This window comes from Paenibacillus sp. UASWS1643 (assembly GCF_008693195.1).
GTDB lineage: Bacteria > Bacillota > Bacilli > Paenibacillales > Paenibacillaceae > Paenibacillus > Paenibacillus amylolyticus_B.
The window spans coordinates 41,007-62,665 of sequence record NZ_VXKZ01000114.1 but is presented as its reverse complement, the minus strand read 5'-3'; the positions used below and the strand labels follow the sequence as shown (position 1 = coordinate 62,665).

Annotated in this window: 24 protein-coding genes; 19 read left to right on the top strand and 5 right to left on the bottom strand. The window is 43.0% G+C overall.

The genetic code is table 11. From position 1 onward, the window contains the following. Window positions 1-537: 537 nt before the first annotated feature. On the top strand, window positions 538-1,662 hold the full coding sequence (locus FE296_RS22435; RefSeq protein ID WP_150366392.1) for a hypothetical protein: 1,125 nt from the start codon (window positions 538-540) through the stop codon (window positions 1,660-1,662). 193 nt (window positions 1,663-1,855) lie between these two features. On the opposite strand, the gene FE296_RS22430 is transcribed toward FE296_RS22435, so the two are convergent. Together FE296_RS22430 and FE296_RS22425 are read right to left on the bottom strand one after the other, a co-directional pair. Continuing rightward, a complete protein-coding gene (locus tag FE296_RS22430; protein WP_150366391.1) occupies window positions 1,856-2,284 on the bottom strand; it encodes a hypothetical protein in 429 nt (142 codons plus the stop codon). 115 nt (window positions 2,285-2,399) lie between these two features. Further along, a complete protein-coding gene (locus FE296_RS22425) occupies window positions 2,400-3,737 on the bottom strand; it encodes a SpoIID/LytB domain-containing protein (protein WP_150366390.1) in 1,338 nt (445 codons plus the stop codon). 806 nt (window positions 3,738-4,543) lie between these two features. Between FE296_RS22425 and FE296_RS22415 the strand changes: the two genes are divergently transcribed. Next, on the top strand, window positions 4,544-5,185 hold the full coding sequence (locus tag FE296_RS22415; RefSeq protein ID WP_150366389.1) for a FusB/FusC family EF-G-binding protein: 642 nt from the start codon (window positions 4,544-4,546) through the stop codon (window positions 5,183-5,185). 128 nt (window positions 5,186-5,313) lie between these two features. Here FE296_RS22415 and FE296_RS22410 read toward each other — a convergent pair whose 3' ends face one another. Further along, window positions 5,314-5,901, bottom strand: coding sequence for an NAD(P)H oxidoreductase (locus FE296_RS22410; RefSeq protein ID WP_150366655.1), 588 nt, complete (start codon window positions 5,899-5,901; stop codon window positions 5,314-5,316). A 245-nt stretch (window positions 5,902-6,146) separates the two neighbouring features. On the opposite strand from FE296_RS22410, the gene FE296_RS22405 reads away from it, so the two are divergent. The 6 genes from FE296_RS22405 (at window position 6,147) to FE296_RS22380 (ending at window position 10,526) form a co-directional block, all read left to right on the top strand. Continuing rightward, window positions 6,147-6,545: a winged helix-turn-helix transcriptional regulator gene (locus FE296_RS22405; RefSeq protein ID WP_150366388.1), complete on the top strand. Its 399-nt coding sequence runs from the start codon at window positions 6,147-6,149 to the stop codon at window positions 6,543-6,545. Beyond that, window positions 6,542-7,036, top strand: a complete 495-nt coding sequence (locus tag FE296_RS22400; RefSeq protein WP_150366387.1) for an NUDIX hydrolase — start codon at window positions 6,542-6,544, stop codon at window positions 7,034-7,036. Before FE296_RS22405 ends, FE296_RS22400 begins: the two co-directional genes overlap by 4 nt. Before the next feature lie 3 nt (window positions 7,037-7,039). Continuing rightward, window positions 7,040-7,486 (top strand): hypothetical protein, encoded by a 447-nt coding sequence (locus FE296_RS22395; protein WP_190945448.1) that lies wholly within the window; start codon window positions 7,040-7,042, stop codon window positions 7,484-7,486. Between the two features lie 95 nt (window positions 7,487-7,581). Then, entirely contained in the window at window positions 7,582-8,445 is an 864-nt protein-coding gene (locus FE296_RS22390) for a DUF4085 family protein (RefSeq protein WP_223868998.1), read from the top strand. Window positions 8,446-9,047: 602 nt separating this feature from the next. Further along, window positions 9,048-9,602 (top strand): HAD-IIIA family hydrolase, encoded by a 555-nt coding sequence (locus tag FE296_RS22385; protein WP_150366385.1) that lies wholly within the window; start codon window positions 9,048-9,050, stop codon window positions 9,600-9,602. A gap of 60 nt (window positions 9,603-9,662) precedes the next feature. After that, a complete protein-coding gene (locus FE296_RS22380; protein ID WP_150366384.1) occupies window positions 9,663-10,526 on the top strand; it encodes an aminoglycoside phosphotransferase family protein in 864 nt (287 codons plus the stop codon). Between the two features lie 64 nt (window positions 10,527-10,590). On the opposite strand, the gene FE296_RS33515 is transcribed toward FE296_RS22380, so the two are convergent. Continuing rightward, window positions 10,591-10,770 carry a hypothetical protein gene (locus tag FE296_RS33515; protein ID WP_223868997.1) on the bottom strand — a complete coding sequence of 60 codons (180 nt, stop codon included), beginning with the start codon at window positions 10,768-10,770 and terminating at the stop codon, window positions 10,591-10,593. A gap of 177 nt (window positions 10,771-10,947) precedes the next feature. Here FE296_RS33515 and FE296_RS22370 point away from each other — a divergent pair, with 177 nt between their 5' ends. The 4 genes from FE296_RS22370 (at window position 10,948) to FE296_RS22355 (ending at window position 14,340) form a co-directional block, all read left to right on the top strand. Beyond that, window positions 10,948-11,364: a MerR family transcriptional regulator gene (locus FE296_RS22370; RefSeq protein WP_124113558.1), complete on the top strand. Its 417-nt coding sequence runs from the start codon at window positions 10,948-10,950 to the stop codon at window positions 11,362-11,364. A gap of 30 nt (window positions 11,365-11,394) precedes the next feature. Beyond that, window positions 11,395-12,366 (top strand): aldo/keto reductase, encoded by a 972-nt coding sequence (locus FE296_RS22365; protein WP_150366383.1) that lies wholly within the window; start codon window positions 11,395-11,397, stop codon window positions 12,364-12,366. A 401-nt stretch (window positions 12,367-12,767) separates the two neighbouring features. After that, window positions 12,768-13,157 carry a hypothetical protein gene (locus tag FE296_RS22360; RefSeq protein WP_223868996.1) on the top strand — a complete coding sequence of 130 codons (390 nt, stop codon included), beginning with the start codon at window positions 12,768-12,770 and terminating at the stop codon, window positions 13,155-13,157. Window positions 13,158-13,299: 142 nt separating this feature from the next. After that, a complete protein-coding gene (locus FE296_RS22355; RefSeq protein WP_150366382.1) occupies window positions 13,300-14,340 on the top strand; it encodes a glycine-rich domain-containing protein in 1,041 nt (346 codons plus the stop codon). A 136-nt stretch (window positions 14,341-14,476) separates the two neighbouring features. Here FE296_RS22355 and FE296_RS22350 read toward each other — a convergent pair whose 3' ends face one another. After that, window positions 14,477-15,460: a cation diffusion facilitator family transporter gene (locus FE296_RS22350; RefSeq protein ID WP_150366381.1), complete on the bottom strand. Its 984-nt coding sequence runs from the start codon at window positions 15,458-15,460 to the stop codon at window positions 14,477-14,479. Between the two features lie 291 nt (window positions 15,461-15,751). Here FE296_RS22350 and FE296_RS22345 point away from each other — a divergent pair, with 291 nt between their 5' ends. The 7 genes from FE296_RS22345 (at window position 15,752) to FE296_RS22315 (ending at window position 21,597) form a co-directional block, all read left to right on the top strand. Then, window positions 15,752-16,429, top strand: a complete 678-nt coding sequence (locus FE296_RS22345) for a response regulator transcription factor (RefSeq protein ID WP_150366380.1) — start codon at window positions 15,752-15,754, stop codon at window positions 16,427-16,429. Continuing rightward, a complete protein-coding gene (locus tag FE296_RS22340) occupies window positions 16,426-17,802 on the top strand; it encodes a sensor histidine kinase (RefSeq protein WP_150366379.1) in 1,377 nt (458 codons plus the stop codon). The genes FE296_RS22345 and FE296_RS22340 overlap by 4 nt, the downstream gene beginning before the upstream one ends. Window positions 17,803-17,869: 67 nt before the next feature. Continuing rightward, window positions 17,870-19,000, top strand: coding sequence for an ABC transporter permease (locus FE296_RS22335; RefSeq protein ID WP_150366378.1), 1,131 nt, complete (start codon window positions 17,870-17,872; stop codon window positions 18,998-19,000). Continuing rightward, the gene (locus FE296_RS22330; protein ID WP_150366377.1) at window positions 18,997-19,674 is read left to right on the top strand and encodes an ABC transporter ATP-binding protein; all 678 of its coding nucleotides are present in this window, start codon (window positions 18,997-18,999) and stop codon (window positions 19,672-19,674) included. Before FE296_RS22335 ends, FE296_RS22330 begins: the two co-directional genes overlap by 4 nt. Window positions 19,675-19,845: 171 nt before the next feature. After that, window positions 19,846-20,382, top strand: a complete 537-nt coding sequence (locus tag FE296_RS22325) for an NUDIX domain-containing protein (protein ID WP_150366376.1) — start codon at window positions 19,846-19,848, stop codon at window positions 20,380-20,382. Window positions 20,383-20,433: 51 nt separating this feature from the next. Then, window positions 20,434-20,934 carry a DUF4275 family protein gene (locus FE296_RS22320; protein WP_150366651.1) on the top strand — a complete coding sequence of 167 codons (501 nt, stop codon included), beginning with the start codon at window positions 20,434-20,436 and terminating at the stop codon, window positions 20,932-20,934. Window positions 20,935-21,003: 69 nt separating this feature from the next. Beyond that, window positions 21,004-21,597 (top strand): DUF4304 domain-containing protein, encoded by a 594-nt coding sequence (locus tag FE296_RS22315; RefSeq protein WP_150366375.1) that lies wholly within the window; start codon window positions 21,004-21,006, stop codon window positions 21,595-21,597. The last annotated feature ends 62 nt before the right edge of the window (window positions 21,598-21,659 follow it).

The following is a 21,659-nucleotide window of genomic DNA, read 5'->3' as shown; positions in this document are numbered from 1 at the left end:
CAATCTATGATGGAAGTGAGGTTAATCGTGTTGCTACCTCCATATGTTATAGACCTCTAGGTACGTTACTACTCATACCTTATTTTAGGTAAATCTAAAGTACGTGCCGGGGATCTTATTGTTCAAAGATAACTACGAAATGCAAGTATGGGAAATGCAACAGCTAAACAAGGACCTGGATCCATGGAAGAGAATAAAAAGAGATTTCGACCCCAGAATCAAGAAATTAAATGAGTATCGAAATCACAGAAAAACCAAGTATTATTATCATAACGAGGTTAAGTATATTCGAAGACTCACTCAAAGAAGTTTTCGATCACAATTCAAAATGAACATGGTTCATGAAGAATTTTATCGTCCAGTACCTCATGATTATCGTACGTATGGGTGGTTGTCTTACTAAGTTATCTTACTTAAGTGGAAAGAGAGAAGAAATTCTCTCTTTTTCTTTTGAATGAGACTTGATAAGAGACGAGCACAGGCAATTACAGGTGATCTAGAAAGACATAGACAGTTGACACGGAGGAGTTAAAAATTATGATAGACAAAGAATATTATGCAAAGCTTAGTCAAAATGCCCAAGAGAATTATACATTTTACAAGGAAGAGGCTGAAGCATCGCTACATCGAATAGAATATACGACCAGCAAGCGTTATGACATTTCTCCATATTGGTTTGCGCGCCAAGGTGAAATTCCTGGAGATATTTCAGATGAAGAGACGGATACATATTATGGGTTTGATAAGCATGACAGCATTAGGATCTCGGCTTGTGATGATTTAATTGACGGGTATGCTTATACTGCATATGAAGAAAATAAAAAAACTACCAGAACGTATGTCAATGGAATGCTGGATTCTATCAAAGAGTACTTGTTGCAAGATGGATTAATTGACCGATCTGTGGAATATTTCCCTCGATTCGATAAATTAGAGGTTGAAATGTATATCTATGAGGGGAATATTCTGGTTCAAATATATCAACCTCAATATGAAAATAATGCCTATTTTGATCATCTTCTTAGAACCTATTTTGAATATGATGAGCAAGGGATTCTCTTGCGAGTGTTAGATGGGACCAAAGGTGTGGTTTATGTAAGAATGTCCTCTGAGGAAGCCTTAATAATTAGAGAAGCGGTAAAAGAGGAACTCATTCGAGCCTTAAAAGGAATCATTGGTGATCTCTGCGAAAATCAATCAGGCAAAGAGTATTGTTTCATGTCGATCTACTTGCATGATGAAGTGCATACGGTATACTCACCTATTTTCCATCCTGGCTTGCAAGAAGTAAGAGAAGAGCAAATTGAAATAAAACATAATGATGAGGAAGAATATTATTACACGATCTGGAATTCAGGAGATCATCCGATGAACGATCAACAAGAACTCACGGATCAACGTTTAATTCAGAAACTTCGAACTCTTATTATGTATTGGCGTAGCAACGGAGATTGGTGGGAGGAAGGCAAGAGCTTGTGGAAAGAAGTTGCGTATACCCTTAATGAAAAGACAAATTGGTCCGATTACTCCATAATGACGGAAAACTTTGTTGTGTTCGTCGAATGGGAAGCGATGGATGTTATGAATGGAGATTTGCAAGAAAGCATCCCTCCAGCTAAGTTAGAAGTCTTACAATCTGAAGGCTTAGCGCCGATTATTTAAACTCCATCCAATTCACAAGTAGAAAGTTGAGAGAAAGAATATCATTACTAAACATGAATCTGAGCAAAAAAAGAGAAGCTGCTTAACAAGATTAAATCGTTAAGAGACACCTGAATAATTAACAATGGACGAACACCTAAAGTGGACATCCATTGTTAATTATATCTTCGTTAACTAATGATCTAGATCAGACTTACTCATTCGTAATATTTATCGTTTCATCAGTGATCGTTTTTCCATCACTCCCCAAGGCTTGAACTACTAAACGATTGTGTAATGACTTACCCGCAATATTCCACGTTATATTCCAACCATCGCTCCCACTGGTATCGTACCCAATTAGTTCTCTTTCTCCCCAAGTCTCTGTCCCAGTTGGAACGGACCAGAAAAGAAGTGTTTCCGTGTTTGTCGTCTCTACAGTGACTGTTAACTCAAAACTATTTGCAGGGACTACGACCCAACCTTCTTTTTCAGGAAAGTTAGTCTTAATACTCGTGATCATAGGTGCAGACTCTTTTCTTTGAACATTTTCAGTCTCATGATTTTTCCCGGAGTCTTCTGAAGTACATGCAGTGAGAAGAAGAAGGAAAAAAAGAAGCAGGTAGAATGCTTTTTTTGTCATTATCATCACCTCCTTCTAAAATTTTCTAAGAATAAACTATATTATAGAAAAAAATGAATTAAAATTCCAAAAAAACGCCAAACTTTACGTTTGACGTCTAATCTGAAGTATAAGATTAATAGTTCCCAGTTTGAATGTATCCACTACTTTTATCAGAAAAACTGTAATAATAGCTTAATATAGTGTAGTAGTTATACTCTGGGTAATTTTGTGCAATATATTGTGTACCCCATTGACTTAACACTCCACCCCAAGCTGTTCCAATATCCCCTTCTGATCCTGCTCTATACTGAGCGTCAAAAACTTTGCCATCAGAATTGACCATGAAGATTCCTGATACAGCATTAACGGCATTGTTTGTAGTTGTTTGACCAGAATTTGGAACGTAGTGTTGGTAATTTTGCCAGCGGTCTGTCAAGTGTGCCCCATAATCTGTTGCAGGTTTTCTTGGATAAGTGGCGTTATACCAGGCATATGTCTTAATTGTTACTGCTCCAGCTTTCAATGACTCTGATTTCCATGATCCGTACCACTCGTTTGGCAATACATTCTTTGCGTAAGTGTCAAATCCTATATTAGTGATTGTTCCCGAACCAGTAATATACAATTTGAATGATGATGGCGTACTCGTAGCACTTAAAGGTTGGATATCACCCGAATTACTTTGAGCGTTACCTCCGTTCTTAGCTTTTTCCAAATTCAATTGTTCTCGTGGTTTCTTAATTGTAGTTGTTTTAGGGAAATCCTGATTAAGATCTATAGTATTTTCTTCTACTGTTTGGTTTAAATGTGCATGTTGCGCATCTTCTTTAATAGTAGTTTGCTCGATAGATTTATTCTCAAAGTTTACAATATGCCCCTGTTCTCGTTCTTTAACTACGTTATTGGCTTGTTGCTCAGCTGCTGAATTAAAGGCATAACCAAGAGCTACAAGTTCGTCAATATTATAAACATTTTCATGACCAATAATATATTCTTGTCCGTTTAGATTCCCTGTTGCAATTAACTCATATTTAACACCATTGTAGAAGAATTCGCTTTCTTTATTGACTGTATAATTAAATCCTACATAGTAATATCCGATATCCGTGTATGCTGAGCTGATGTCAGCAAAATAGGGCTCTACTTCTAGTATATTACTGGAAGGGAGTTTTTTTGCCTCGAATACATTGATAGATTCTACAGATAAAATACCTGTTTTATTTTTTTCTTGTTCTTTACTTGGAAATCCTTGATAAAATTGTTGTCGATCAGGCGAATAAGAGTGAACAAACGTATCCCAGTCTTTGTTATTGATTGCGTCGACATAATCAGAGACAACGGTAGGCAATATACTGTCAGATGCGCTTATGGTCTTAACCGAGTCAGTTGCAAAGGCGTTACTTGCAAGTGGAATTGTTAGAATCGATACCATGCAACATGAGACAAATACGGATTTGAACATTTTTAACATGAATGTTATTCCTCCTAGTTTTTCAGAATGGATAAACTATGATACAGCGTTGAATGAACTTTCATTAATCACCACCTATGAATTCAAGCTACTCCCGAATATGAATCTCTATAAATCTCAGCTCTTCAAAGGATGTAATTAGCGGAAGTATCATTGAATAAATTTCTACTATTTTCCTTATATTGAATCTTGATACAATAACTATTTTTACCTATTAAACTCTAAATTGTCAATGATGTCTTTGTGAGATTTTAGAAGTGTATACTATATATTTTTTCACTGACTAACAATTTTATATTAACGGAAAGAGAAAAAGCATCAATAACATAGTTATTGATACGGGAGAAAGTCATACCTTAATTTCAAAGGGTGAAGTAGATGATATTGGCATTCAAGTTGACATAAAGAATGAGATCATAATATTAACGGTGTATTAGGACTAGATATACTTAAAGAGGGCAATTTTCAATTTAGATCTAGAGAACTTTAGACTTTATCATTTATAAATGTAGAACAAAGCTATTTTTTAATTGAAAACTGAAACGATGCCCGTTGCCCATACACTCCCAATCCTGATATAATTTCGATATATCTACTGCATTGGGGGTTATGACGTGGCAATATGGATGATGCCGGATTGCTCGTTCGCTAGAAAGCCTTACGCAAAGCCTGAATAGGGGCGGACTTTGTGTAGGGCGCGACAAAAATGAGATCGTTTGCCCTGGAATCAACATCAACATCATGGTTCAACCCGCAGGCTTTGCACCTTACTTTATTTTCCTAATAAAAATAAGGGGCTGAAAGCCATGCAAACACCATTTATTCACAATCATCAATTCAATTACATTCAAAAACAAGCTGATTTCCTGCTCAAAACGCTGCGCTCGGTCGTGGACCCCAAAGTATTGGATACGGTCCGTTATACCGTCAGCACGAATGCCGTTGGCATCTTCAATGATCTGACGCCGGAACAAAAGCAACTGCTGGAGCAGTTATCCACGTATGAGAAGACACATGAGTTGCAGACCTATCTGAACCAGCTGGAAGCATATCTGATTCCATTTCCGCAAGTATCCGCGAAGCAAATTCAGAAGCTGTTTCCCAAGGTAAAGAAGCTCAAAGTGCCGGATCTGGAATCCATCGATTACGCACGTACAACTTATCTGAGATGGACCGACATTGCTACCGATCGCTTGTTCATCGTGTATCCGCACGAAGGCAGATTCCTCGGAATTGAGGGACGGCTTACAGCCACCAACAAGAAAGGGTATTGCATGTTCTGTCATCGCCATCAGGAGCTCGGATTCTTCAACGTGAAGACCAAGAGCCACACGCCGGATAACATTTCTTCTGTTGCCCAGTACGTATGCATCGATAACACAGCTTGTAACCATAGCATCACCGATACTAGTATGTTGGAGAAGTTCCTTCTCTCGACCGTAAAATAATGCAAGACACACAGACAGGGTCGCTCTTCGGAGCGACCTTTTTGCCGTGTCCAAGCAAAGTGATTCGCTATTGAACGTACCACAAAACTTCAGAATTCATATTCCGGTCATACCTTTTTCTCATACGATCATGGAGTCGGAATATCGTTGGCATAATTCAGTCCCAGGTTATGCGCATGGTTCAGCAATGCCTCATAATGCTCAGGCTTGGATTCCAACGTTTCATACAAAAACTCAACCCTTGATTGAGATACGCCGCAGTAATCGGCAATACCCACATTGAGCAGATTGGCAATTGATTCACCATAGTTGCGCTTATGCATCTGTTCTTCCGTCACACCCGAAAGAGAGATCCACAATATCTGCTGATGAGGAAGTTTGTTCTTGCCATATGCAAACCCGTTGTTCATGACACGATCCACATAACCTTTCAACATGGCTGGCAGATGCCACCACCAGAGAGGAAACACAAAAGCCACAGCATCGTGCTTCTTCAAACGCTCCATCTCCGTTTCAACCTCTGGTGAGAACACCTGATTTTCTTGAGTATAGTCGGGTTCATCCTTTTCACGAAGAATCGGGTCGAATCCAATTCCATGCAAATCCAATATTTCATAACCGTGACCAGCCTCGGTAAGCCCTTTTGCAAAACGTTCAGCTACCTGGAAGGTCAACGAATCTTTACGCGGGTGGGATACTACAACGAGTACGTTCATCTTATCTTTCACTACCTTTCTGGATTGCGGTCTTGTAGCCATAAATCAATGGCTGATGCTATTATAAACAGGTATGAAAACATCTGGAAGTACGCACTTTGATGTTCTATAGGAAGAATAAAGTACCATAGGAACATTGAAGTACCCTACATGGATGCCTCGAAATGAGCTTAATAATAGAAAAAAGAACAGCAAAAAGATTATATTTTCATCTGGGATACAACTGGATATGGAGGGGTTCAATAATGACGGAACATGGAGAAACAAGTGCTCCAAAGAAATATAGAGTAGGCGTGGAAGCGGCTTTGGAAGTGATGGGTGGGAAGTGGAAGCCTTTGATTATCTATCACTTGATGACTGGACGGAAACGCACGTCAGAGCTTCGACGATTGATACCCGACATTACGCAGAAGATGCTGACAACACAGCTCAGAGGTCTGGAAAAGGACGAGATTGTGCAGCGCAAGGTATATTCGGAGGTTCCTCCCAAAGTGGAGTATGAGTTAACGGATTACGGCTGGGGACTCAAGCCTGCCCTGGACCATTTGTGTTATTGGGGAGAAGATCATCTGGACAAAATTCACGGGGATAAGTTTAAAGTTCTGGAGGACTTCGATTCTGAAGAGAAGGGGGCGAGCAATTGAATGGTGCAGAGCACGTGAAACAGGCAGTCCCCATTCGTTGTGAAGGCGTGGCTGTAGTTCTGTTGAAGAAGAGCCACGATCAATACCGCGTACTGATGCTAAAGCGGGCTGGTCGGATGTTGCATAATGAGTGGTGTTATGTTGGCGGCGGGATAGAGAAGGGCGAGAAGGCATGGGAAGCTGCACTGAGAGAAGTTCACGAGGAAACAGGCATTACGAAAGTCCTGTTGTATTCTGCCAATCAATTTGAACAATATTATTCACCCAAGGAGGAGTATATCTATACCGCTCCCGTATTCGTAGGATATGTGGATGAAAGCCAGCCTGTCCGATTAAATCATGAACATACCGAGTACCAATGGATGACGTTTGACGAAGCCAAAGACAATGCGGCATTGCCCGGAATAGATGACATTTTGGATTTTGTTGAAAAGCATTTTGCCAAGAAAGCCCCTTCGAAGTGGCTTCGGATTTATGGAGAGAATGATTAGGAGGTGGAACTCATCGCATACAAGACGATTTATCCAAGAGCATGGTTGAGCCTACTATGTATGTTGGTCATTGAAGCAATACTTCTCAGGGATGGTATTTACGATAAAAATGGGATTCTGAAGTACTCCCTGATCGCTATATTGACCTATATTCTGGGTTATATCGTTTTCCTGATTTGGCGGTTATTTTTCACTAAACCCAGTATTACGCTGGAAAGCGATCATGTGATTTCTACGAGAAATCATAGATATGATGCATCTCAGATTGAGTGTATTTATATGAATTACAGACGGATTGGCATCAAACTCTATGGTAAACGTTTAGTGCCGATGGATCTATGTTTTTATTTTCAACGAGGTCAGGAGACTACAGGCGTAGAAGCGGTACATGAATGGGCAGCGCGAAACGACAAAGAAATAAAGCACAGATTTTTTCAAACCTTGGCTTAGACCCGTGCGTCTGTTGAGTATAAGGAATCGTTAAGGCTGAAGGTTCTATGCTTCAATAGCAAAGTAGTTTCGATAAATCAGCAGGAGAGATGCCCATGAGATATCTAACAAAAGAATGGTATGAGCTGTGTCAGCAGACACATTTTCATTTTGGTATAAGAGTACATAGCGGAGCGTACGAGTTCGATGAGAATCTATTTTTAAGGCTGTATAAAAGAAAGGAAAGAGCGCATGTGAAGCAGGAGCGAGAGTTATATAACTTGGACCCACGTTACATGCTGGAGCATGATGGACAGGTGCTCACTCGCGTAGATAAAGCTTTCAGTGGGGAAGAGATAACGGAAGAGGATCAGATGGTATTTCGTATGCCGCCGGAACAAAGAGCGCATATCGAGAAACTTATTGCAGAATATGATGTACGCCCTCCGTTTGATGAGAAGAAATGCAAGGAAGAGTACAAAGAATCAATGGAATGGAATTTTCGATATAAGGCAGAGAATTTGCCACAGGAAATCGTTGAACAAATTGCGGATATCCGTGTGTTTACGTTGGGCTATTGCACGAGAGAAGTTATGCTTCAGTTGAAGAAACAGAGTGCAGAAAATAGGAGAGAGATGGAGCGCGTATCGAATGAATACCGGGAAGCCATTATAGCACAGGGTATTCCCGATGAAATACATAGACGAGTTCAATTTCATGATTGTACAGTGACGGAGCTACTGACAGGGGATGAAGTGGTCATTCGTTTTGATACCCGCGGGGGCTTTACCGATATAAACAAACTTACGCTGGTTGCACCAGAAATCATCAAGCAAGACGGTGGGATTGTAGGCACTTACTGGTTGTATCAAGAGCTGTACCGGATCGATAACGGATATGAGCTTCATGTTCTATTTGATGGAGAGAATATGCCTGAGCTAATTGTTCGCTGTGCTGACATGCATGTGGAGGAAGAATGAGAGAGAGCCCAAAAGGAGGATGGATGGAATGGACCACCAGCACCTTTGGTTATTTATCTACTCCCGTATTTGCCGTGGGCATCGCGTGTTACTTCTTTCCTGATTTTCTATACAACATATTTGTTCTGATGAGATATCGAGAAATTAAACCGAATTGGGAGTTCGAAGATAACCCACCTCATAGTGATATACCTAAACATATCGAAATAATATTAAGAATCCTAGGCACCATTATGGTGATCCTGGGGTTGATATGGTTTTGGTTTTCAGAAGAGTTTTACGAATTATTATTTTGACGTCAAGGAGTTGAGCACCATTTTCGAATTTATCTGGGCTATAGTGATCTCAATTATAAGTATTATTGTAGTTCTTATCTTTGCGGCAATCATACGGTATGCCGTAGATTCATCCAAAACATCCCAAAAGCTGGATCTACTCATCAAAGAAGTACACTATCTTAAAACTGAAATCAAAAAACAGCAACACCATAAGCAGCAAGATGATAGCAAGCATATTATCGATGAGAAAGTATAGGGAAATAATTTTAGATCAGAGGCGAGAGATCCAATTAATATGTTCTCGGTAAAGGAAAGGAACAGACCATGATGAAGCCAAATGGGAATGTACAAGCTGTTTTTATAGACAGAGATGGAACCATCGGTGGTACAGGACATTTTATTCATCCGAGAGATTTCAGATTATACCCCAATGCTCAAGAAGCAATTACGCTTTTGAAACGAGAAGGAATTATGGTGCTGGCTTTTACGAATCAATATCGAATCTCACGTGGAGAAGCAAGTGTTCAGGATTTTGAAGCGCAATTTCGCGAGTATGGATTCGATCATTCCTATATATGTCCGCATGAGCAAGAATGCAGTTGCCGAAAGCCGAAACCCGGAATGTTATTACAGGCCTCAGAGGAACACGGTCTGGATTTATCCAAATGCGTAGTTATTGGTGATGTGGGAGATACAGACATGCTTGCTGCCCATGCTGTAGGAGCGACCAAGATCATGGTGAGAACAGGCTGGGGGGAATCTTCACTAACCCAATTCAGAGACAAATGGATGGAGACCGAACCTGATTATATCGCAGAAGATATTTGGGATGCCGTACAATGGATCATTCATGGAAGGGAATCCGGAAAATATTTTTAGTGTCAGTCAAGAAGAACAAGCTCATTTTGAAATATAATTCAGCGTGTTGAGGAGAACCATATGTTAATCAATCCAACGATAGAAGAGATCCATAACTTATTCGAGATGCATCATATCAACGAAGAAATATCTGAAATTCAACGTTTGTCAGGTACCACCGCTGGACGTGTTTATCGGTTGAGTACAAGTCTGAATAAGCACTATATTTTAAAATCGGATGAACCTGAACAGATTCATATTGCCCAGGAATTTTTGGATACGTATAAGAATTCTTCGTTATTGCCTGAAGTTTTGTTGACTGATCGGGACAACACTTATCTAATTTACTCCTATATCCAAGGCACAACCCATTTCAACCGGGGGCTGAAGAGAGACTGGTTAACACGTCTGGTGAAAGAGATGTTCAATACCTATGTGCGTTCTACAGATACGGAATCTTGGGGCAGAATAGAGTTCCCGCAGAAGACATGGAAAGAATTCAATCAGATTAGCATTCATGAAGCAAAGATGAATATCGGAAGCATTTTAACGACAGATGATTATCATCTGGTTCAATCCAGAGTGGATCGTCTCTTTCTTGAGGAAGAAGAAAAGTTTCTTTTGCATGGCGATACAGGGGTTCATAATTTTGTATACGATCAAAATGAACTCATCGGCGTTATTGACCCTTCTCCAATGGTTGGACCTATCCTCTATGATTTCTTGTATGCTTTTAGCTCCTCGCCGGATGATATCAACACCGGAACCTTATTTGCTACGTTCGAACTGTTAGAACATGTAGATATGGATAAATACAGGTTGATCGAGGAAGCTCTGGTTCATCTATATTGCCGAATTGGGCTGAGTAACAAACATCATCCAGACGATCTGCCTGAATATTTGAAGGCATGGCAGGAATGGAAACGACTATGTCAGGAAATTTGAACAAGCAAAGTTTCTACAGCTATCACGGAATGCCTTAGTTCAGACTAAACGATATCGTATCGGATCAAAGCAAAGGTGGCAAGCGCGCCATACGTGTATATCCGCCTACAAGGAACAATTGAATTATGATCAAGCCCGGGCACTCTATGACACCCAACGATTGAAGTAAGTGAAACAACCCCAGCATCTCCAGGTTCTTTTTCTCCGTATTTCTGCTTTCACCGATCTTCTCGGCATATCTCATCTAATCGTTACTTCCCAGTACTGAAGCGTGTGTTATGTCCTCCATTTGTTAAAAATAGTAATCAGTTAAATTATTTTTTTGAAATTTGTGCTTGCCTTAATGTGAACATGAAGCCTTAGGATGTAAAAGAACCGGCCAAATGCATCCAAAAATGAACATAAAGGAGGAGTCAGCATTATGGCTTTTTCGATAAAAGAAGCTTCCGAGCGGCTGGGTTGTCCTGCACATAAAATTCGTTATTACGAGAAGGAGGGACTGCTCCCTTACATTAGGCGGGATCAACATGGCAATCGGATGTTCGAGGAAGAACATTTGGATTGGATGAGATTGATGTCCTGTTTCCGGGCAACAGGTATGAAGGTATCTACACTGAAACATATGGTTAGTCTGGCACTGGACGGGGATTCAACGATTCCACAACGGAAAGCGATCCTTCACGAATATAAAGAAGAATTACATCGCCGCCAACTTGAAATTGCCAAAGCACTTGCAGCGGTGAATAACAAATTGACCATCTATGAAGACATAGAGACAGGAAAGCTTCCTTCAGAAAGCAAGTTGCTAGACCAAATGGAAAGCATCGGCAAAGACTAGACTAATACTAACGGACGGAGAGATGGAGAAATGAAGCAAAGAGTGCTGGGAAATAGCGATATCGTCGTATCTTCGATTGGATTGGGAATTATGGGCATGTCTCCAGGGATGTACGGGGAAACCAATGATGAGGAGTCAATGAAGACCATCCGCCACGCGCTGGAGATTGGCGTTACACTGCTAGATACAGCAGATGTGTATGGGAATGGTCATAATGAAGAGCTACTGGGGAAAGCGCTGAAAGGACGTCGGGATCGGGCCATTATTGCTACCAAATTCGCGTATACCCCAAAATATGAGACGTTGAATGGTCATCCGGATTACGTGAAAAAGGCTGTAGAAGCAAGTCTTCGCCGGCTGGACACCGACTATATTGATCTGTACTACCAACACAGGGTAGATCCTCAGATTCCGATTGAGGAAACCGTTGGTGCGATGGCTGACTTGGTTAAAGAGGGAAAAGTCCGCTGCCTTGGCTTGTCGGAAGCATCAGCTTCCACTATGCGCCGGGCACACGCCGTTCATCCGATCTCTGCGTTGCAGAGCGAATATTCTCTGTGGAGCCGGGATATTGAGGACGAGATTCTGCCGACTGCAAGAGAACTGAATATTACACATGTTGCATACAGTCCATTAAGCAGAGGATTTATCTCAGGTGAGCTACGGGGATTCGAAGATTTGCATGTTAATGATCTGCGCAGATATATGCCGAGGTTTCAAGGAGACAATTTTGCAAAAAATATAGAAGTTGTGGATAAAATCAAAGAGATCGCGATGGAGAAGGCGTGTACGCCTGCACAATTGGCTTTAGCTTGGACAATGGCTAATCACGCATTGCCGATTCCGGGAACGAAACGAATCAACTATTTGGAGGAAAATGCGAACGCTGCAACAATTGAACTGACACCTGATGACTTAGCTCGCATTGAAAATGTAAGTCCCCAAAATGAGGTCCATGGAACACGTTATATGTTAGAAATGATGACTCAGCTTAATGGGTAAATAATGTCCGTGTAACTTGTTATTAGTAGTGAAGTAGTCGCTCAGTAAAATACAAATATAGAATACAGATAGAGACTCCCTTTAGTGAAAGTCTCTATTTGTATGTATTAATTCTCAATCGAGAGATGCGATGTTTGAAAGAACGAGTGGATTCCATAGATCATATGAAGATGCTACAATGTTTGCGAGATGGTTAAAGAGTGTAGGACCATACGGACTGTTGTATAGCGGACAGGCTGGGGAGTCTAAAAGGCAAAAAAGGGAGTATGATTTAGTGGGATATCCTGTATAATTTAGAGAACAATCATGTTTGCATTTCTGTAGATAATGTAGGATCTACGATTGGAAATAAAGTATCCCTAATATAGGCTCGATTCCACTGTCACTTTGAATACTGGAGTGTGGTCATAATCGTATTAACGTCAGCAATCGTATTCACCGTCTTGATTCTGATCGTGATTCTCTTTCAGGTTGCGTTGGCTGTAGGTGTGCCCTGGGGAGAGTGCGCCATGGGTGGGAAGTTTCCCGGGAAATACCCCGTATCCATGCGTTATGCCTGCATAGTTCAGATCGCAATATTGGCAATCATGGGGATCGTTGTTCTGAGTAAAGCAGGATTGCTTTGGCCTCAGTGGTCTGTTTTTGCAGAGACAGCGATCTGGTTTATCGTTGGGTATTTGGTGTTGGGGACCATATTAAATCTGATCACGAGAAGTGTATGGGAACGAAGAATTTGGGCGCCCGTAACGTTGTTGATGCTGATAACGAGTGTAATCATTGCCATTTCATAACAATGAGCAACAAAGAAATTTACAAAACTAGAGCCCTGGCATGTATGGCCAAAGGGCTCTATTAATCACTGCCGTTCCTCATTTATAATAATGATAGTTTAACCCTACATAGAGAAGATCAACGGAGAGGAGCGGTTTTGTTATGCCGATCTACTACTACCTTGCAGCAGTTATATTAGTTGTAACAGCCTATTTGGTTCGACGTAAGCTCAAGATTTTCCGTCCAGCAGCAGGAAGACGCAGAAAACAGATGAAAGTTACGTACCGACGAGAAAAAGCACCATTGAATCTTGGACTTCGAGAAGAAGTCTTCTATCAGCAAACCATTCTTCAATTGGAGAAGAGTTACAATAAGCATTTTGCAAACAAACTCAAGATCCGAATTCAACAGGAATATCCTCACATGAAAACGCTGGAGTATCGGTGGAAATTGATAGAGCTTAAGCGATATTTCATTATGGCTTCATTACTTAAGCAGGTGCCCATGTTCAGTGATGAAGTTGATGATTTGTGGCATGAGATGCTGATGTTTACGAAATCTTACGCTGATTTTTGTGCAGAATTCATGGGGTCCACGGTACACCATGAGCCGGCAATCACCCGCCGCGAAACGCCAGGAGCACGTGCATGGTTTGACTGGGTGTACTGTCAATTATTCGAATTCACCCCCTACAGTGCTGCAATCTGGGGTGATTTTTTCGCTTACCCATTATCCAGTGATGTACAGAAGCTGATCGCACAGGGAGATCAATCTGAACTGGTGAATGAACTGTTTCATGCAAGACGCATGCAGGAGGACCCTGAAGTTGCTCAGGTGATTACCTACCTGATTGATCAACTACGAAGATCCGCAACTCTAAGTGAAGAAGAGCTATCTCCAGCATCTTCCGGAAGTAGCGATGTAGCTCTGGTCATGGCTAGCGCCATGGTGTATTACTCCATGAATAGTGAGGCGACATATGGACTACACATGGGCCGACTGGAGCAGGAAATTCTTCCACAGGAAAAGGCAGTCTCTGGTTCCTCGTCAAGCAGTGGTTGCACAAGCAGTTCCAGCTGTTATACGGATCAATGTACGGACAGTAGTAGTTCCTCGGGAGGATCCGAATCATCCTCGGGATCATCTTCTGACTCTTCTTGCAGCTCATCCAGCTGTTCATCTTGTGGTGGTGGCGGAGATTAATGAAGTATGCAAGCCAGGGTGTGTTCATCAAGCCGTAGGACAGGTCATAAAATTATAAAATTAAAAAAAGGGCGTTCCCTTCACCGGGGAATATGCCCTGTTTTCGTTTAGAAACAACTAATATTTATTACCCATCTCAATGGTGATGGTGTACGTGAGCATCAGGTGCGTCGCCTTTGACGGTACATAGTACCGAGGTGTCATGCAGATGTTTCTCAGACTCCACTTGGAGCGTTACATGTTTGATTTCTTTATGCTCGAGCATATGTTCAATCTTCTGCACCAGGATCTCGGATGCATAGACATCCATCGTTCCATCTACGACGATATGAGCAGTCAGCGCGTTCAGGTTACTGGTAATGGACCAGACATGCACATCGTGTACGCCTTTGACGCCATCCACTTGTTTGATGGTCTGCACCAGCTCATTCACATCCACATTGGCCGGTGTACCTTCCATTAAGATATGCAGAGATGATTTGGTGACATAGAACCCACTACGCAATACGAGTGCCGCGACAATTACACTTGCCAGTGGATCGGCCCAACCCCAGCCAAAGAACATCATGAGCAGTGCTGCAGCAATAGCCCCAATCGATCCCAGCATGTCGCTGATGACATGGAGATAAGCACCGCGCATATTCAGGTTGTTTTCCGTATCGCTACCACGCATCATGATCCAGGCCACCAGAATATTGACGAGCAAACCAATGACGCTGATGATCAGCATGCCTACGGTTGCGACTTCTGGAGGGTTAATGAATCGACCAATGGCTTCGTAGAAAATGTAGAGTGCAATGGCGATTAACGTGATTCCGTTTAACGTGGCAGCCAGAATTTCAAATCTTCTGTAGCCGTACGTTTTGCCGGTATTCACTGCTTTTTCACCAAACGTGAACGCCAGCAAAGCGATCCCGAGTGCAATGGAGTCGGACAACATATGGCCTGCATCCGAAATAAGTGCGAGACTGTTGGTAATAAATCCACCAATGGCTTCAACGATCATATAGACGGTAATAATAATGAAGGAAAACAGCAGTACTTTCTTGTTATTGGTGGTGTGAGCGTGGTTGTGTCCATGATCGTGCCCATGGTTATGACTGTGTTGATGTCCAGACATATGAAATCCTCTCCTTTGGAGCGAGGCTCCGTTATGTAATATGAATTCTAGTGTGGCTATAAATGAATCTTTAGCGATGGTTACCCACTAACAAATGAATATATGAGCTCTTGTTCATATGTTATGGTTTTATTATAGTTGCGCCTCATAGTAGTGTCAACCAGATTTAAGGAAATGTAAACATACCAAGGTATCTCCGTGCACGTGCTGGCGAATGAGATTGTTTTTGTGCTACCATCTGTGCAGGATCATAGTGAGATGTTCTCGCTACATAGAAGGGCGGACAACGATATGAAACATCTGCTGCTGGCAGACGATGATGCGAATATTCGAGCACTCCTGCGGCATGTCATGACTAAGGAAGGGTATCGGGTTCATGAAGCGCAGGATGGACTGGAAGCGGTCAGACTGATGCAAGAAACACCGATCGATCTGGCGATCCTTGATGTGATGATGCCAGGCATGGACGGACTGGAGTTATGTGATTACATTCGGCAGCATTACGACATTCCAATTATGTTGCTGACGGCACGAGATCAGCTATCCGACAAGAGAGACGGTTATCTGAAAGGAACGGATGAATATGTGACCAAGCCGTTTGAACCTGAAGAATTGGTCTACCGGGTAAAGGCATTATTTCGCCGCTATCATCGCACGTCCAGCGATATCATCCGTATGAACCGGATCGTGATCGACCGGAACAATGTGGAGGTTACGGACGGGCAATCCATTCTCTTTTTGCCAATGAAGGAATTTGAATTACTCTCACAGCTTGCCCAGTTTCCGGGCCGGTTGTTCTCTCGGGATGAACTCATTCGACTTGTCTGGGGAGCAGATTACGAAGGAGATGACCGTACTGTTGATGTACATATTAAGCGACTCCGTGATCGATTTGCCGATTATACGGATGATTTCGTCATACAAACGGTCCGGGGCATTGGTTACAAGATGGAGGTGAAAGCACCGTGAGGACCTTGTACGTCCGGGTATTCCTCATTACGATTGCGGTGATTATGGTCAGCGGCATGCTCGGGTTTCTTTTGTCCAACATCTACTATCATGCGAAGCTCAAGGAATTCAATGATGAGAAGTTGGTGGGCATTGCGACGCAAATGAAGCAATTTGTGGAGCAGCAACCGGATACAATGGAGCAATATTTGAACAATGCCGCCGATCTTGGATACGAAATCTATGTGACGGATGGGAAAGGCAACGATCAATTCTACGGCCGCGAATTCCGTGAGAAGGACTTGGACAAGCAAGCGGTAGATCAGGTGCTGCGGGGTGAGGTATACCATGGCGTCGCCCAGTTTCCAAGCAAACCGTTTATTACCGGGTTCTTCGATAATCAATTAAGCAATACCGTGGGTGTTCATCTGCAATTGGACAATGCAAACTTTGCCCTCTTTATGCGTCCGGATGTAATTCTGCAGTTCGGTGAGCTGCGTATCTTTTTTGCCCTGATTGGTGCATTTACCATAGGCATTAGTATCTTGATCTTTCTGATCAGTACCCGTTATCTGGTCAATCCGATTGAACGTCTGTCCGAGGCGACCAAGCGGATTGCACAAGGAAAGTATAATCTGAAATTGCCTACTGCACGGCGTGATGAGATTGGTCAACTGGCTCAGCATTTCATGACCATGAGTCGTGAATTGGAGAGAGTGGATCAGGCGCGGCAGCAGTTTGTATCCAACGTATCTCATGAAATTCAATCGCCGCTGACCTCCATTCAGGGGTTTGCCCAATTGGTGGCAGATCGGGATCTGCCTGAACAGGAACGGGAGCACTATGCGTCGATCATTGAGGAGGAGAGCCGTCATCTCTCCTTGCTGAGCAAGCAGCTACTTCTCCTGTCCTCTCTTGAACAAGGCAACGAAGATCTGACCAAAGTGAAGTTCTCTCTGCGGGATCAATTCCGGCAAGCGGTTCAGGTGCTGCAATGGCAACTGGAAGAAAAAGAACTGCTGCTTCGGATTTCGGTGCCCGAATCCATCCAGCTGATTGGCAATGAAGTGCTGCTCATGCAAGTCTGGATGAATCTTCTCGGTAATGCGGTGAATCACCTTCCACAAGGAAGAAGCATCGAGATTCATGCCGAGCAGATGGATAATCAGTGTGTGATTCAGATTCGGGATACAGGGGACGGCATTGCTGCGGAGCATCTGCCTTTCCTGTTCGATCGATTCTACCGGGTGGATCGTGCGCGGGAACGTTCTTCCGGCCGAACCGGGCTTGGACTTGCCATTGTGCAGAAAATTATTCGAATCCATGACGGTACAATTGAGGTCGCCAGTTCGCCTGAGGGAACAGTCTTTACCGTGACCCTTCCGCAGATGTAATCTGTTATTCATTTGCCGTTCATTTTCGCCTCCTATACTTGGATTATCAAGAGGGAGGTCACACAACATGTACTTGGCTATTCGGGAAATGAGGTATGCCAAAGGGCGGTATGCCTTAATTGCTACAATCATGGTGCTGGTTTCATTTCTGGTACTGTTTGTTACAGGTCTTGCACAGGGGCTCGCGTATGATAACGCAGCTTCGGTCAAAAATATGGCAGCAACCCATTTTGTGCTGGAACAGGATTCGAATCATCGGTTTACCCGGTCACAAGTGGAACAGAATCAGCTTGATCAAGCTCGCTCCGTGGTGGGGCAAGAGAACGCTGAACCGCTCGGTGTGAAAATGACAACCGTCAGTCCAATCGGCGACACAAAGAAGATTGATGTCACACTTTTCATGGTGAACCCGGAAGGTTGGCTTGCTCCAACGGTTACCGAAGGATCTTCGATTACAGATCAGACCAATGGTCAGGTTGTGGTAGATCATAAGTTGTCTGAATCTGGCGTAACGATTGGCACTGTTCTCGTCGATCAAGCTTCGGGAACGGAGTGGACCGTCGGTGGATTTGTGCAAAATGAGTCCTTCAGTCACTCCCCAGTGGTTTTCCTGAATGAACAGGAATGGCTTACGCTTCAAGGAGGTTCACGAACTTCGCAAGGTTCGGCCGACACTAAAGCCAATGCTCCGGTATACAATGCCATTGCGATCAAGGGTGCTGGCGAGCAGGTCGACAGTCTGAGCGCTGCATTGCCGAATACGGAAATCATCACGAAGTCAGATGCTGTATCGGCTATTCCTGGTTATAAGGAAGAACAGGGATCGTTGCTCATGATGATCGCTTTTCTATATGTCATCTCGGCGTTTGTACTTGCGGTATTTTTCTATGTCATCACGATTCAGAAAACGAGTCAGTTCGGCATATTGAAAGCGATTGGAACTCGGAATGGTTATCTGGCGGGTAGCGTTTCTTTACAAGTCTTGGTCCTGTCCGTCGGTAGTCTGGTCATTAGCGTACTGTTGGTTCGACTGTTTGAGTCCATTCTGCCGGCATCAATGCCGTTTCAATTAGGTTTGTCCACCCTCGCACTGACCTGTGTATTGTTCATCCTGATGTCTATGGCGGGTTCATTATTTTCAGTGTGGAAGGTTACCAAAATTGATGCGCTTGATGCGATAGGGAGGACAGCAGCATGAGAAACCGATTGGTATTACAGGGAATTACACAGAGCTTTGAAGATGGCGGCAGCAAACGCACGATACTGGACAAGTTGGACCTTGAGGTTGCCGAAGGGGAACTTGTAGCTGTGATGGGGCCTTCCGGCTCGGGTAAAAGTACATTCCTGTCCATTGCCGGGGCACTTCTTGAACCAACGGAAGGACAGGTTCTACTGGATGGAGCCTCTATCATGGGCAAAAGCAAACAGGACATATCCGATATGCGACTACAGCAGCTAGGTTTTATATTTCAAAGTGCCAATCTCATTCCTTATTTAAAAGTAGAAGAACAACTCATGGTCGTTGCAAAGCTCGCCGGAACGGATAAAAACAAAGCGGAGAAACGAGTGGATGCGCTGCTGGATACGGTAGGTTTGACTCATCGGCGTAAGGCGTATACAGAGAAGTTGTCTGGCGGAGAACGTCAGCGGGTCGCCATTGCGCGGGCGTTGATGAACGATCCGGCTGTCCTGCTCGCAGATGAACCGACAGCTAGCTTGGATGCGGAGCGCGGACTGGATATTGTCGGCATGATTGCACGGCTTGTGAAAGAGCAGGGCAAGAGTGCAGTGATGGTTACGCATGATGAGCGGATTTTACCGCTCTGTAGCCGGGTTCTTTTTTTGGAAAAGGGAAAACTGGTGCAGCATTAGACGATTAGGTGAGTTTGTGAGGAACGGAACGATCTGATGTGGTTAAGGACGAGAAGAAGGTCATGTATTCCCTCAAGGGGAAGATGGCCTTCTTTCTTCGTTTTCATCTATAATTGGGAGAGAAGTATATAGGTGAGAGATTTTATTTTAGATAGAGAGGATCGGTTGCGGATGAGTAGTTTGAGTGGGGAATTATTTCCGGCGCTGAGTACGTCAATTCATTGGGGGATTATTGAGGCAGAGTTCAGATTAAACGACATCGTGGATGAAAAGCTGGTGAGTAATATTAGTATCATTCCGTTTGTCGGGGATCAATGTGTCGTCTTTCAACTGGATAATGGAGACTGGGAGCTGCCTGGAGGGACGCTTGAAGCAGGTGAGCCGTATATGGACGGACTGAAGCGCGAACTGATGGAGGAACTTGGGGCAGAAATGCGCTCCTATCAGATTTTTGGTCAATTCTATTGCACATCCAGTGCGTTGGAGCCGTATCGACCGTATATCCCGCACCCCCATTTTGTAAGAATCATCGGTTATGGAGACGTTAAACTTGTTGCTGATCCGCTGAATCCAGAGGATGGCGAGCAGGTAGTTGCGGTGGAGGTAGTAGAGATTGATGAAGCAATTCGGAGGTTCCGGGCACAGAACAGATACGATATTGCGGAGATGTACCAACTGGCTTATGTACTGCGAGAAGAAGCTAAATAGTGAGAGGCAATGGTTAGGTATTCTAATTCCAGATAACTTACGGAGGTAATGATGGTTCGAGATAAAATTAATGAGTTGCTGGATACTTTACCCGAAATGGAACTGAACCAAGCATATTGGGGGATTGAGCGTATCCATCAGGAATATATGTTCAAGAAGAATTTGCAGGATAAAGGGGTTGTTGTCTCCGAACTGTACGAGGAATCCGAATGGATTGTACAGCAATGGGACAGGGCATTCGCCAATAATATCGATGATGTGGTCAAAGAGTCTATCCATTATAGCCAGTACAAGTGGCATATGTTCAGTTATGAACAACAGAAATGTCTGACACATGATGAAGCACGAGATGCTTTCAATGCCGAGCCGAAAGATGAAGTACATGTGATGTATGAAAGTGGTGGTTGGGTGCTTTTATACGAAAACGCGAATCAGGTCATTGCAGCGGATTTTGATTCGGAGCAAGATATCTATATCTTCGACCGGGCGTTTACATGGACGTACGTGTATACGCATGAATCCATGTGTGGCCCTTATTTTTATAAAATATAATAAGCATGATTTTGAACAAAAAAAGGGTAACAACGTATTGAATAAACTTTGCCTTGGGAGTGATATCTAATGCAGGAACTTTTTAAGAAGATCATCAATACAGAAGTCAAACCCGTATTTGCCAAACAAGGCTATTCCAAGAAAAATCTGAATTTCTACAAAACGGATGGAAACCTCACATATAAGTTCAACATTCAAAGAGCAAAGTATAACACCAGTAGTCAAGTCCAGTTTTATGTTAATTGTGGTGTTCACTCTAACGAACTTGCGGAGTTGCATTCCGTTGGATTAAATGGAGACATATTGGAGTTCGTATCTCATTTCACCTGTCGAATCAGAGAAATAGCCCCTGCCGCTCCGGCCCACTATACCTTAACGCCTGATATCGATCCAGACGCTTTATCGAAAGAACTGGTGTCGCATTTGGAAGAGGGCATTTCATTCCTGCACTCGCTAACAGGGGCCAGAGATATAGTCCATTATTATATGGACAAGACAGCGCTACATTTAAGCGAAGTAACCTTCCGCTTCCTGCTAAAAGCCGGCGATACGGAAGAAGCCAAGGATTATTTACAGCAACTGCACGCCAAATACGGAGCCGAAAAGCGCTGGGCGATATTAGAAAAGAAATATACAGCCGTTTTTGCCGAGTACGGAATGTAATCTTTGATTCGACAAATAGCCCAAATGAGGATTTCCAAAGGCGAGGGATATGATCAATACAA